This window comes from Yoonia sp., from assembly GCF_036770585.1.
In the GTDB taxonomy this organism is placed as follows: domain Bacteria; phylum Pseudomonadota; class Alphaproteobacteria; order Rhodobacterales; family Rhodobacteraceae; genus Yoonia.
In genome coordinates this window covers 1-12,663 of sequence record NZ_DAIPIW010000074.1, presented here as the reverse complement: position 1 = coordinate 12,663, position 12,663 = coordinate 1, and the positions used below count along the sequence as shown (strand labels likewise).

The 12,663-nt window shown below is 62.0% G+C and carries 15 protein-coding genes and 1 riboswitch; of the genes, 10 read left to right on the top strand and 5 right to left on the bottom strand.

The window, feature by feature from the left end; all coding sequences use genetic code 11:
* From ftsY to V7N12_RS11775, 3 genes are all read left to right on the top strand, one after another.
* Nucleotides 1-987 (top strand): signal recognition particle-docking protein FtsY (ftsY, locus tag V7N12_RS11785; protein WP_333714773.1); only part of this gene is annotated, 987 nt, incomplete at its 5' end.
* 23 nt (nt 988-1,010) lie between these two features.
* Nucleotides 1,011-1,913 carry a DMT family transporter gene (locus V7N12_RS11780; protein ID WP_333714771.1) on the top strand — a complete coding sequence of 301 codons (903 nt, stop codon included), beginning with the start codon at nt 1,011-1,013 and terminating at the stop codon, nt 1,911-1,913.
* A 13-nt stretch (nt 1,914-1,926) separates the two neighbouring features.
* Nucleotides 1,927-2,538: an inner membrane-spanning protein YciB gene (locus V7N12_RS11775; protein WP_333714769.1), complete on the top strand. Its 612-nt coding sequence runs from the start codon at nt 1,927-1,929 to the stop codon at nt 2,536-2,538.
* Here V7N12_RS11775 and V7N12_RS11770 read toward each other — a convergent pair.
* Nucleotides 2,535-2,864: a PilZ domain-containing protein gene (locus tag V7N12_RS11770; RefSeq protein ID WP_333714767.1), complete on the bottom strand. Its 330-nt coding sequence runs from the start codon at nt 2,862-2,864 to the stop codon at nt 2,535-2,537. The genes V7N12_RS11775 and V7N12_RS11770 overlap by 4 nt on opposite strands.
* Before the next feature lie 91 nt (nt 2,865-2,955).
* A complete protein-coding gene (locus tag V7N12_RS11765; protein WP_333714766.1) occupies nt 2,956-3,834 on the bottom strand; it encodes an alpha/beta hydrolase in 879 nt (292 codons plus the stop codon).
* A gap of 186 nt (nt 3,835-4,020) precedes the next feature.
* Nucleotides 4,021-4,098: riboswitch (SAM riboswitch) on the top strand.
* 60 nt (nt 4,099-4,158) lie between these two features.
* Between V7N12_RS11765 and metZ the strand changes: the two genes are divergently transcribed.
* From metZ to V7N12_RS11730, 7 genes are all read left to right on the top strand, one after another.
* On the top strand, nt 4,159-5,334 hold the full coding sequence (gene metZ / locus V7N12_RS11760; RefSeq protein ID WP_333714775.1) for an O-succinylhomoserine sulfhydrylase: 1,176 nt from the start codon (nt 4,159-4,161) through the stop codon (nt 5,332-5,334).
* 190 nt (nt 5,335-5,524) lie between these two features.
* Nucleotides 5,525-6,628, top strand: a complete 1,104-nt coding sequence (folE2, locus tag V7N12_RS11755) for a GTP cyclohydrolase FolE2 (RefSeq protein ID WP_333714774.1) — start codon at nt 5,525-5,527, stop codon at nt 6,626-6,628.
* Nucleotides 6,629-6,802: 174 nt separating this feature from the next.
* A complete protein-coding gene (locus tag V7N12_RS11750; protein ID WP_333714765.1) occupies nt 6,803-7,423 on the top strand; it encodes an ATP-dependent Clp protease proteolytic subunit in 621 nt (206 codons plus the stop codon).
* A 214-nt stretch (nt 7,424-7,637) separates the two neighbouring features.
* The gene (clpX, locus tag V7N12_RS11745) at nt 7,638-8,903 is read left to right on the top strand and encodes an ATP-dependent Clp protease ATP-binding subunit ClpX (protein WP_333714764.1); all 1,266 of its coding nucleotides are present in this window, start codon (nt 7,638-7,640) and stop codon (nt 8,901-8,903) included.
* A 4-nt stretch (nt 8,904-8,907) separates the two neighbouring features.
* The gene (locus tag V7N12_RS11740) at nt 8,908-9,291 is read left to right on the top strand and encodes a RidA family protein (protein WP_333714763.1); all 384 of its coding nucleotides are present in this window, start codon (nt 8,908-8,910) and stop codon (nt 9,289-9,291) included.
* A gap of 60 nt (nt 9,292-9,351) precedes the next feature.
* Complete coding sequence (locus V7N12_RS11735) at nt 9,352-9,735, top strand: NADH:ubiquinone oxidoreductase subunit NDUFA12 (protein WP_333714762.1); 384 nt, start codon at nt 9,352-9,354, stop codon at nt 9,733-9,735.
* Between the two features lie 13 nt (nt 9,736-9,748).
* Nucleotides 9,749-10,300 carry a DUF2155 domain-containing protein gene (locus V7N12_RS11730; RefSeq protein ID WP_333714761.1) on the top strand — a complete coding sequence of 184 codons (552 nt, stop codon included), beginning with the start codon at nt 9,749-9,751 and terminating at the stop codon, nt 10,298-10,300.
* Here V7N12_RS11730 and aat read toward each other — a convergent pair.
* The 3 genes from aat to V7N12_RS11715 form a co-directional block, all read right to left on the bottom strand.
* A complete protein-coding gene (gene aat, locus V7N12_RS11725) occupies nt 10,264-10,911 on the bottom strand; it encodes a leucyl/phenylalanyl-tRNA--protein transferase (protein WP_333714759.1) in 648 nt (215 codons plus the stop codon). The two genes, V7N12_RS11730 and aat, sit on opposite strands and share 37 nt — an antisense overlap.
* 111 nt (nt 10,912-11,022) lie before the next feature.
* Entirely contained in the window at nt 11,023-12,369 is a 1,347-nt protein-coding gene (accC, locus tag V7N12_RS11720) for an acetyl-CoA carboxylase biotin carboxylase subunit (RefSeq protein ID WP_333714757.1), read from the bottom strand.
* Nucleotides 12,370-12,379: 10 nt separating this feature from the next.
* On the bottom strand, nt 12,380-12,663 hold a 284-nt coding region (locus V7N12_RS11715), incomplete at its 5' end, for an acetyl-CoA carboxylase biotin carboxyl carrier protein (RefSeq protein ID WP_333714755.1).

Genomic DNA, 12,663 nt, shown 5'->3' with positions numbered 1-12,663 from the left:
GACAGCACACCGATTGAAGACACACCGCCAACGCCGGTCACCCTGAACGTCGATGTGACGGCCCCGCTGACCGAGACCGCCCCGGACCCCGCGCCGCAGAAAAAGGGCCTTCTGGGCCGTCTGTTTGGCGGCGGCGAGACGAGGGCCGTCGTGCGGCGGACACTCGACGACGAGATGCTGGAGCAGTTGGAAGAATTGCTGATCACCGCCGACATGGGCGTCGATACCGCCCTGCGCGTCACCGCGAACATGGCCGAAGGGAATTTCGGCAAGAAGCTTTCGGTCGCCGAGATCAAGGGCCTGATGGCCAAGGAAGTGGCCCGCATCATGGACCCGGTGGCGCGGCCGATGCCGCTTTATGCCAAGCGCCCGCAGGTGGTGCTGGTCGTCGGCGTCAACGGCTCGGGCAAGACCACGACCATCGGCAAGCTGGCCAGCCAGTTCAAGGCGGCCGGCAAGTCGGTGGTGATCGCGGCGGGCGACACCTTTCGCGCCGCAGCGGTCGAGCAGTTGCAGGTCTGGGGGCAGCGCGCGGGCGTGCCGGTGCTGACCGCACCCGAAGGATCGGACCCCGCCAGCCTTGCTTTTGATGCTATGACGCAGGCGCAGGCGGAGGGGGCCGACCTTTTGATGATCGACACGGCGGGGCGCTTGCAGAACCGCAGCGATCTGATGGAGGAGCTGGCCAAGATCGTTCGCGTGATCCGCAAGAAGGACCCGGACGCGCCGCACAACACATTGCTGGTGCTGGATGCCACGACCGGCCAGAACGCGATCAATCAGGTGCAGGAGTTCCAGAAGCTTGCCGATGTCTCGGGCCTTGTGATGACCAAGCTTGACGGCACCGCCAAGGGCGGGGTTCTGGTGGCGCTGGCGGACAGGTTCGGTCTGCCGATCCATGCCATCGGCGTGGGCGAGCAGATCGACGACCTTGCGCCCTTCGATCCCGATGAATTCGCCGCCGCGCTGGTTGGTCTTGATCGGTAGGGCGCGATTGCAGCAGGTCGACAATGGGTGAATGGCTGGTCTCGATCGCGGGGACGCCCGAAGGTGCGCGACTGGCGACGATCCTTGCGCTTGTCTCGGCGCTGGCCCATGCGATCTTCGGCGCGCTGCAAAAGGGCCGCTATGACCCTTGGCTGACACGCGGTGCGATCGACGGCTGGCTGGCGGTGCTGTCGGCACCGATTGCGCTGTTCCTTGTGCCGTGGCCGGACGCGGGGATGGCGCTGTTGCTGGTCGGCGCGATTGCCGTGCATTTCGCCTACAAGGTGACGATGGCGCTGGCCTATGAACGGGCGGCCTATACGGTGGTCTATCCGGTCGTGCGCGGCACGGGGCCGCTGGTCACGGTCATCGCCGCATCCATGCTCTTCGGCGAGGTCTTCACGGCGGTGCAATGGCTGGGCGTCGCCTGCCTGTCGGGGGGTATCCTGCTATTGGCGGCGCGCAATCTGGCCGAGGAAACGCTGGACAAGCGGACCCTGAAACTGGGGTTGATGTGGGCCTTTGTCGGCGGTCTGCTGGTCGCGCTTTATACCGTCTATGACGCCTATGCGATCCGGCAGGCCCCTGATCCGTTCACCTTCCTTGCGTGGTTCTTCCTTGTCACCGCGATCGATTTTGCGATCCTCGGGACGCTGCGCTATCGCCGGATGGCGGTGCAGCCGGTGCTGGGTCCGCTGATCCGCAAGGGCTTTGTCGGTGCGCTGATTGCATGGATCAGTTTCGGGGGCGTCCTGCTGGCGACACGGCTTGACAGCGTGGGCGAGGCGGCCGTGCTGCGCGAAACCTCGGTGGTTTTTGCAGCATTGATCGGCTGGTTCATTCTGGGCGAGAAAGTGGGGCCGCGACGATTGTTCCTGATGTGTCTGGTTGCGCTTGGCGCCGTGATCGTTGAAATGGGCGGATAACCCGGAGAGCGGAATGGCGGAAAAGACGATCAACCCGATCCTGAAGCAGGTCCTCGAACTGGGGCCGACTGTCGTGTTCTTCCTGATCTATCTGCGGATCAGGGATGAAACCTATATTTTCGCAGGAACCGAATACACCGGTTTCATCGTCTCTGCGCTGGTCTTTGTGCCGATCCTTCTGGTCGCGATGGGGGTTCTGTGGATGCTGACCGGCAAGCTGAGCCGGATGCAGGTTTTCACCGCTTTCATGGTGATCTTCTTTGGTGGCCTGACCGCCTGGTTCAACGACGAGCGGTTCTTCAAGATGAAGACCTCTATCGTTTATGGGTGCCTTGGCACGGTTTTGGGGATCGGGCTTTTGCGGGGGCAAAGTTACCTGCAATACGTGATGGAAGAGGTCCTGCCGATGCAGCCCGAAGGCTGGATGATCTTCACGCGACGGCTGTGCCTGATGTTCTTCGCGCTGGCCGTCGCCAACGAGATCATCTGGCGCACGCAATCGACCGACCTCTGGGTCAAGCTGGAAACCTTCGCCTTTCCTGCGGTGCTGTTCGTCTTCTTGTGGGTCCAGATCATCGGCTTGCAGAAATACCTGATCGAGGACCCCGACCGCAAAGAGGGCTAGCGCATCTCGGCGGCGCGAAAGCCGACGCGGGGCGAATGGAACTGCGCCCGGCCATCGCACCTTTTGCGCAGGATATCGACCAGATGATCATCCAGCGCGGGGCGGAAGATGATGCCCATCTGACCGCCGCGCGCCCAGACCACGACCGCATCGACGAAATGGGTCAGAACCTGCACCTGCACCCTGTCGCCGCGCATCAACCCCTGGATGTCACCAAGACGTGCACCGGTGCGGCTGACATCCAGGACCTGTGCGGTGATGCTTTGGGTCTGATAGCGGACACTGACGGTCGTGTCGGTCTGGTATCTGTAAGGGCGATATTGCAACGGCGGGATCCTGTCTTGCGTCGCGATGGAAATATCGCAAGACCCCTAAGAAAACGTTATGACCGTGGCGGGAAAAGCGGCCTCTGCGCGGTCAGGCAGGCAGACCGGCACGATCCCGCGGCGGTGCAAGCCGCGACGGGCGCTGGTGACGGATCAGCGATGCGCGCAAACTTGCAAAGGGGATCTTGTCGGGGCGATGGATCAGATCCCTGTAAAGAGCACAGACATCCCGGCGCAGGTAGCCCGACCAGTGACAAATCCACCCGCTTGTCTGGTCGAGCGGCAGACCGGCCGCCGCCATGACCTGCCGGTCTTGCGGCGCGTCGATATCAAGCTGCAAGAGGCGCGGATGCGCAAGGCGGCCGCGGCCGATCGTGACACCCCAGTGCGGAAATGCCGCCCGCAGCAGCAGGTCGAAAAGCGTATTCGCGCGGCTGCGGATATTGAAGAACTCGGTGCTGCGGCTGGCTGGCCTTTGCAACACGCCGGCCAGTTCGCTCTCGAAAGCAGCGCCCGCGATCATGATGACGCGGCTCACGGCCCCTTGCGGGGTTTGGCTGAGGGCGGTCAGCACGACCCGCACGCCCAGGGAATGGGCGACGATATGCACCGGACGCCCGGGCGCGATCTCGTTGATGCGGGTGATCAGCAGCGCGAGGCTTTCCCCTGCCAGCTTTGCCCGATGATGGGCTTGCCAGATGGTCCCCTTGGCGCGCCACGAAAACCCGATGGCCAGCGCGTTCGCCCCCCTTAAGGCAAAGGCACGCGGCCAGGATCGGGCGCGTTTGGCGGCCGGATCGGGTGCTCTGGCGTAAAGCGTCCGTTCGGGGTGGTGCGCGGGACTTCCGGGGTCGTATTTGAAGCCGTGCAGCATGATCACGACAGGGGCGGAAGGTCTGAGACCTTCAAGGGCCTTCGCGATCCTTTTGCGAGACGGCAAACGGCGTTCGGTAACTGCAAGCTGCGCCATGATCCACATCCCGTGACCTGCTGGGGTCGGGATGCACCACAAGTTCAACCGAGGCGTGACAGTATGTTGAAGCTTTTGTAACCGTGCCCCCCACATCTTGTGGGCGCTTTGGCAAGAGGGCGATATCTTCGCTTTCGCGCATCCGCCGGTCCACACCCCGCTTGACCTGATGCGGCCTTCGGCTTAGACGAGCCGCGTGGCGATTTGTTACCGGATTGCGGGCCACGTTAAAGATGCCGCTAAAGAGGGTGCAGAGCGCGAATGCCTCGATACCTGTCCGGTGTCGGGGTTTTTTTATGCGCCGGTCGGGCGCGGGGAATGAAGATGAAGACGTGGAAGAAACGGACCAGGGCGGTCCACGCAGGTATCCGCCGCAGCCAATACAACGAGGTGAGCGAGGCGATCTTTCTCACCCAAGGGTTCGTCTACGACACCGCCGAGCAGGCCGAAGCGCGGTTCATCAAGGCAGGTCAGGATGAATTCATCTATGCCCGCTACGGCAATCCGACCATCGCCATGTTCGAGGACCGGATCGCGGCGATGGAGGGGGCCGAGGATGGCTTTGCGACCGCCTCGGGCATGGCCGCCGTCAATGGTGCGCTGACGGCGATGTTGCGGGCGGGCGACCATGTCGTCTCGTCGCGGGCGCTGTTCGGTTCGTGCCTCTATATTCTGGAAGAGGTGCTGACGCGCTATGGTGTCGAGGTCACCTTCGTCGATGGCACCGACCTTGCCGCCTGGGCTGCCGCGATCCGTCCCGATACAAAGGCGGTGTTTTTCGAAAGCATCTCGAACCCGACGCTGGAAGTGATCGATATCAGGGCGGTCTCGGACCTTGCCCATGCGGTGGGGGCCACGGTGATCGTGGACAATGTCTTTGCGACACCGGTGTTTTCGGACGCGCTGGCGCAGGGGGCGGATGTGGTGGTCTATTCGGCCACCAAGCATATCGACGGGCAAGGGCGGGCGCTGGGCGGGGTAATCCTTGGCACGCGCGACTTCATCCGCGGGACGGTCGAACCTTACATGAAGCACACCGGCGGATCGATGTCGCCCTTCACCGCATGGATGATGCTGAAGGGGCTGGAGACCATCGACCTGCGGGTGCGTGCGCAGGCGGCATCGGCGCAGACGATTGCCGGGGCGCTCGAAGCCGATGGAAAGCTGCACAATGTCATCTTTCCGGGTCTGGCCAGCCATCCGCAACACGCGCTGGTCGCAGCGCAGATGGAGGCGGGCGGCACCGTCCTTGCGATCGATGCAGGCACGCAAGAGCGGGCGTTCAGTCTGTTGAATGCATTGGAGATCTGGACAATTTCGAACAATCTGGGCGATGCCAAGTCGATTGCCACACATCCTGCGACCACGACCCACCAGCGTCTGTCGCCGGAAACGAAAGCGGCGTTGGGGATCACACCGGGGCTGATCCGGCTCAGCGTCGGGCTGGAAGACACGGGCGACCTTCTGGAAGACCTGCGGGTGGCGATTGCCGCGCTCTAGTGTCGTTTCCGGCGGATGACTTGCAGGGTGAAAACTGCTTTACCTGAGGGCGGCTGAAACGTTTGGAAAGGCCGCCCAGATGACTGATCCAAGATCCGACCTTCGGCGTATCTATCAGCAATTAGCTGGAGAAGAGATTGCGCCGCCCTATCTGCAGCGCGTGATCGACGGACCTGAAGGGGACCCTGCCTTGAATATCCACTCTCAAGATTTCGACCGTGAACCGACACGGGCCGAAGCCGAAGCGGCTTTGGCCTTGCTGCGCCGCTGGGCGCATGAGGTTTCCCCCGAGGAAGTCGCGACGCTCGACCCGCTGGTGTCACGGTTGATCCCGGGGCAAGAGATGTCGAACTATCCGGCCCTCGCACGCGCCTACCCCGAGGATTTCGAGGTCGATGACGTCTACAAGGCCTCGATGCCCGATCTTCAGAACGGTCCTTCCAGTCTGATCCGTGGCGCGCAGCAACAGATCCAGCACGTCGGGATTTCCAACTTCCGCCTGCCGATCCGGTTTCACACCCGCGACAATGGCGATCTGACGCTGGAAACCTCGGTGACCGGCACCGTGTCGCTGGATGCCGAGAAGAAGGGTATCAACATGTCCCGCATCATGCGGACCTTCTATGGCCATGCCGAGGAAACATTCAGCTTCGACGTGATCGAACGCGCGCTGGATGCCTACAAGACCGATCTGGAAAGCTTCGACGCGCGCATCCAGATGCGTTTCAGCTTTCCGATGAAGGTGCAAAGCCTGCGGTCGGGGCTGTCCGGCTACCAGTATTACGACATCGCGCTGGAACTGGTCGAAAAGGACGGGGTGCGCAAGAAGATCATCCATCTCGACTATGTCTATTCCTCGACCTGCCCCTGCTCGCTGGAGCTGTCGGAACATGCCCGCCAGTTCCGCGGCCAGCTTGCCACACCGCATTCGCAGCGATCCGTCGCGCGGATTTCGGTGCTGTTGGAAGACGGAGCAGGGGTGCTGTGGTTCGAGGATCTGATCGACCGCGCCCGCGCCGCCGTGCCGACCGAAACGCAAGTCATGGTCAAGCGCGAGGACGAACAGGCCTTTGCCGAACTCAACGCCGCCAACCCGATCTTCGTCGAGGATGCGGCGCGGCTCTTTACCGAGCAATTGCAAATGGATGAACGGATTTCCGACTTCCGCGTGATCGCCAGCCATCAGGAAAGCCTGCACAGCCATGACGCGGTGTCGGTGCTGACCGAGGGCGACACTTTTGCCTCGGACAGTCTTGATCCACGTCTCTTTGCGACGCTGTTCCACGTCGGGTAACGACGGCCAGTCAGCCGTGTCTATGCCAAGGGCGGCCCGCTTGGGCCGCACCTGCCATCCGCTTTCGGATCGGCAAAGTCGGTCGGATGCCCTTGAAGCCCCTGACGCCCGCCACTAAGACTCTGTTAGGTATTATGAAATAGGACGGTCCCGTCCGAAGCAGAGGCAGATCACATGCAAGACCCCGTCGAGACCTATATGAACCTAGTCCCCATGGTCGTGGAACAGACCGCACGGGGTGAACGTGCCTACGACATCTTTTCGCGCCTGTTGAAAGAACGGATCATTTTCGTCAACGGTCCCGTCCATGACGGGATGAGCCAGCTGATCGTCGCGCAGTTGCTGCATCTGGAATCGGAGAACCCGAAGAAAGAGATCAGCATGTATATCAACAGCCCCGGTGGCGTCGTGACCTCGGGCCTGTCGATCTATGACACGATGCAATACATCCGCCCCAAGGTCAGCACACTGGTCGTGGGGCAGGCGGCGTCGATGGGATCGCTGCTGCTGACGGCGGGCCACCCCGGCATGCGGTTCTCGCTGCCCAACAGCCGCGTGATGGTGCACCAGCCATCGGGCGGTTATCAGGGGCAGGCGACCGACATCATGATCCACGCCGCCGAAACGCAGAAACTGAAGACCCGCCTGAACGAGATCTACGTCAAGCACACGGGCAATACCCTCAAGAAGGTCGAGGATGCGCTTGAGCGGGACAATTTCATGTCGCCGGAAGAGGCGAAGGATTGGGGCCTGATCGACGAAATCGTCGAAAACCGCACCAAGGCAGAGGATTGATCGACCACCTCTGCCCGATGAATTCTTGACGAAAGGCGGCCTTATTGCCGCCTTTCTTTTGGGGAAGACTTTGCTGCGGCAAAGGACATTTTTCGCGTGCTGACGTTGAATTGTGGCAAGCCATTTTGGCGTTGTGGACCTTGGCAGGCTGTCCTAGTGTTGCTCTAGGACATTGGAAGAGATGATATGCGGGCGGCAGCCCGAGAGGATTGAGATGGCGAATACGGGTAGCTCCGACGGGAAAAACACCCTCTACTGTAGTTTCTGCGGCAAGAGCCAGCATGAGGTTCGCAAACTGATTGCGGGGCCGACCGTCTTCATTTGCGACGAATGCGTCGAGCTTTGCATGGATATCATCCGCGAAGAAACCAAGACCGCCGGCCTGAAGGCAGGCGACGGGGTGCCCACACCTTCGGACATTTGTCAGGTGCTCGACGACTATGTGATCGGGCAGATCCATGCCAAGCGCGTGTTGTCGGTCGCCGTTCACAACCATTACAAGCGCCTGAATCACGCGGAAAAATCCGACATCGAACTTGCCAAATCGAACATCATGCTGATCGGCCCGACCGGCTGCGGCAAGACCTTGCTGGCGCAGACGCTGGCCCGGATTCTCGATGTGCCCTTCACCATGGCCGACGCCACCACGCTGACCGAGGCAGGCTATGTGGGCGAGGATGTCGAGAACATCATTCTCAAGCTGTTGCAGGCCTCCGAATACAATGTGGAACGCGCGCAGCGCGGCATCGTCTATATCGACGAGGTCGACAAGATCACGCGCAAGTCCGACAACCCCTCGATTACCCGCGACGTCTCGGGCGAGGGTGTGCAGCAGGCGCTGCTGAAGATCATGGAAGGAACCGTTGCATCGGTGCCGCCGCAGGGTGGCCGCAAGCATCCGCAACAGGAATTCCTGCAGGTCGATACGACGAATATTCTGTTCATTTGCGGCGGCGCCTTCGCGGGTCTCGACAAGATCATCGCGCAGCGCGGCAAAGGCTCGGCCATGGGGTTCGGCGCGGATGTGCGCGAGCAGGATGATCGCGGTGTGGGCGAGATCTTCAAGGACCTCGAACCCGAGGATCTGTTGAAGTTCGGCCTGATCCCCGAATTCGTCGGCCGTCTTCCGGTGATCGCCACGCTAACCGATCTGGATGAAGAGGCGCTGATCACCATCCTGACGCAGCCCAAGAACGCCTTGGTCAAGCAATACCAGCGCCTGTTCGAGCTTGAGGGCACCAAGCTGACCTTCACCGAAGATGCGCTTGCCGCCATCGCCAAGCGCGCGATCGAACGCAAGACCGGTGCGCGCGGCCTGCGATCCATCATGGAGGCGATCCTGCTGGACACGATGTTCGACCTGCCCGGCATGGACACCGTGACCGAAGTGGTCGTCAACGAAGAGGCCGTGACCTCGGACGTGGCTCCGCTGATGATCCATGATGACGGCAAGAAGAAAGAATCGGCAAGCGCGAGCTGATCCCTTGTCCGTCCGTCACATCTCGACCGGGTCCCCGTTTGAAGCCCAGATCGGCTACAGCCGCGCTGTCGTTGCGGATGGCTGGGTCTTCGTCGCGGGAACCACCGGCTATGACTATGCCACCATGGCGATGCCCGACGCGATCGAGGACCAGTGCCGCAACACCCTTGCCACCATCGACAAGGCCCTGAAGGCTGCGGGCAGCGGGCTCGACCATGTGGTGCGGGTCACTTACATCGTGCCGGACGCGGCGGACTGGCCCAGATGCTGGCCGATCACATCCGCGGCCTTCGCCACGGCGCGCCCTGCGGCGACGATGATCTGCGCGGCGTTGCAGAACCCCGAGATGAAAATAGAGATCGAAGTCACCGCGCGGGTTCCCGCCTGACCAGACTGGACCTTTCGACCCCGATGGGGCAGAAGAAAGCATCGCAGCCGGAGACCTGACATGGGCCTTGCACATAACATCAAACGCATTTTCACCTGGTGGGACGGACAATCGTTCGGGACACAGCTATGGACCAGCCGCAATGGCACCAAGGTCGGCGAAGATGCAGACGGCAATGTCTATTACCGCAATGCCGACGACAGCCGCCGCTGGGTGATATACAAGGGCGAGAACGAGGCCTCGCGCGTCAGTCCCGACTGGCATGGCTGGCTGCATCACACATGGGACCAGCCGCCGACCGAAGCGGCGATCAGGCGCAAGCCATGGGAAAAGCCGCATCAGGAAAACCTGACCGGCACCGCGGCCGCCTATGCGCCGGTCGGTTCGATCCGGCGCGGCGCGCCTGCGGATCGTTCCGACTACGAGGCATGGTCGCCTGAATAGGGTGGCGGGGGCCATGCGGCAGTCTCTTCCTGCTTTTCTGGTGTTGGCGGCTCTGGCCGGTCACCTTGCGGCGCAAGAGATCACGACGACGCCATTGATCGAAATCCCGGTCGAGGATCTGGATCTGGGCGATGGCTTCGATCCTGATCTGGATGGGCTGTTCGATCCCGATCTGGACGGGCTGTTTGATCCCGATGTCGGGGGCGCCGCGGGCGATGATCTTTTCGAAGAGTTCAGTGCCGCACCGGTCGAAGCCCCCCGGCAAGAGGTCGCCATCGGGCCGACAGGCGTTTTGCGGGTTCTCGACAAACTGACCGGAGAGGTGACGGATGTCGAACTGGCATCAGGGCAAAGCCGCGAGCTTGGTTTTCTGGGCGTCTCTGTCACAGAATGCCGCTATCCGGTCGAAAATCCGGCGGGTGATGCCTTTATCTTCGTGCAAGTGACGGACCTGCGCGAAGGGCTTGATCTGTTTGCGGGCTGGATGATCGCGTCTGCCCCGGCGCTTAACGCCATCGACCACCCGCGCTATGATGTCTGGGCGTTGCGCTGCAGCACGTCGTAGGGCGTCGGCGCATCGGTCGTCGCATCGAACCGCGCCGATCCGCGCAGCGCCTTGTCCAACAGACGCTGATATTCCGAGCGTGGCACCTCGATCGCCCCGAGGCTTGCAAGATGCGGCGTGATGAACTGCGTATCGAAGAGACTGAATCCCCCCGTGTTCAGCCGATCCACAAGATAGGCCAGTGCGATCTTCGATGCGTCGGTGCGGCGGCTGAACATGCTTTCCCCGAAGAAGGCAGCGCCGATGCTGACGCCGTAAACACCCCCGACAAGCATTTTGCCGTCCCACAGCTCGACCGAATGGGCAAAGCCGGCCCGGAAGAGATTGGAATAGAGGGCGATGATCGTCTCGTTGATCCAGGTCTCGGGCCGGTCGGCGCAGGCGCGCATCACCTGATCGAAGGCGGTATCGAAGGTCACGTCGAACTCGGCCCGTCTGATCCGCCGCGCAAGGCTGCGTGAAATCCGGAAACCGTCCAGCGGGAAGAGGCCCCGCATCGTGGGGTCAACCCAGAAGATCTCGGGATCGTTGCGCCCCTCGGACATGGGAAACAGGCCGACCTGATAGGCCTGCAGCAAAAGCGACGGAGTAAGGGCGATGTCGTCTTTCATCAGGTGACGATCTCTTTGCGGTGCGGCTAGGCTAGACCCTGAGCGCACCCGTGGCAAAGGGATTGTCGGACGGCCAACCACGGCCCTGTCATGTCAGGGACGGTCGTCAGGCTAGATCAGCCCTTTTTCCAGCCAATGTTCCAGCCAGTGGATGTTGTAATCGCCTGTCTGGATTGCCTCTTCCCGCAAGAGCGCGTGGAAGAGCGGGATGGTGGTCTCGACACCGTCGACGATCAATTCGCCAAGTGCCCTTTCCAGCCGCGCCAGCGCCTCGGGGCGGTCGCGCCCGTGCACGATCAGCTTGCCGATCAGGCTGTCGTAATAGGGCGGGATGTTGTAGCCGTCATAAAGCGCGCTATCCATCCGCACGCCCAGCCCGCCGGGCGCGTGATATTGCGTGATCCGGCCGGGGCGGGGGGCGAATTCGGGCAGTTTTTCCGCGTTGATGCGCACCTCGATGGCGTGGCCATTGATCGTCAGGTCGTCTTGCGTGAAGGACATGGGCAGACCGGCGGCCACCCGCAGCTGTTCGCGCACCAGATCGACGCCGAAGATGGCTTCGGTCACAGGGTGTTCCACCTGCAGGCGGGTGTTCATCTCGATGAAGTAGAATTCGTCGTTCTCGAACAGGAATTCGATCGTGCCCGCACCGATATAGTTGATCTTGGCGACCGCATCGGCGCAGACCTTGCCGATCCGCGCGCGCAATTCCGGCGTGATGCAGGGGCCCGGTGCCTCTTCGAAGACTTTCTGGTGCCGCCGTTGCAGCGAGCAATCGCGTTCGCCCAAATGGACCGCATTCCCCTTGCCGTCGCCGAAGACCTGAATTTCGATGTGACGGGGCGTGGTCAGGTATTTCTCGATATAGACTTCGTCATTGCCGAAGGCCGCCTTGGCCTCGGCCCGGGCGGAATGAAAGGCCTTTTCCATATCAGCGGCGGTTTGCGCCACCTTCATGCCGCGCCCGCCACCACCGGCGGTGGCCTTGATGATCACCGGATAGCCGATCTCGTCGCCGACGCGCCGGGCATCGGCGAGGGTCGGGACACCGCCGTCGGACCCGGGCACGCAAGGCACGCCAAGCGCCTTCATGGTGTCCTTGGCGGTGATCTTGTCGCCCATGATGCGGATGTGTTCGGCGGTGGGGCCGATGAAGGTGATGTCGTGATCCTCGACCACCTGCACGAAGGCGGCATTCTCGGACAGGAACCCATAGCCGGGGTGGATCGCCTGCGCGCCGGTGATTTCACAGGCCGAGATGATATTGGGAAACGAGAGATAGCTTTGCGCCGAGGAGGGCGGGCCGATGCAGATCGCCTCGTCCGCCATGCGCACATGCATCGCGTCGGAATCGGCGGTGGAATGCACCGCCACGGACTTGACGCCCATCTCGCGACAGGCGCGCACCACGCGCAGGGCGATCTCGCCCCGGTTTGCAATCAGGATCTTGTCGAACATCAGTCAGACCTTATTCGATGATCACAAGAGGCGCGCCGAATTCGACAGGCGCGCCGTCTTCGACGAGGATCCGCTTGACCGTGCCGGCACGCGGGGCCGGAATATGGTTCATGGTCTTCATCGCCTCGATGATCAGCAAGGTATCGCCTTCCTTGACGCTGGCGCCCGTGCTGACGAAGGACGCGGCACCCGGTTCGGGGGCCATATAGACCGTCCCCACCATGGGCGAGGTCACGGCGCCAGGATGGCTTGCGGGATCGTCGCTGACGGCGGGGGCAGCAGCCGGTGCGCTGG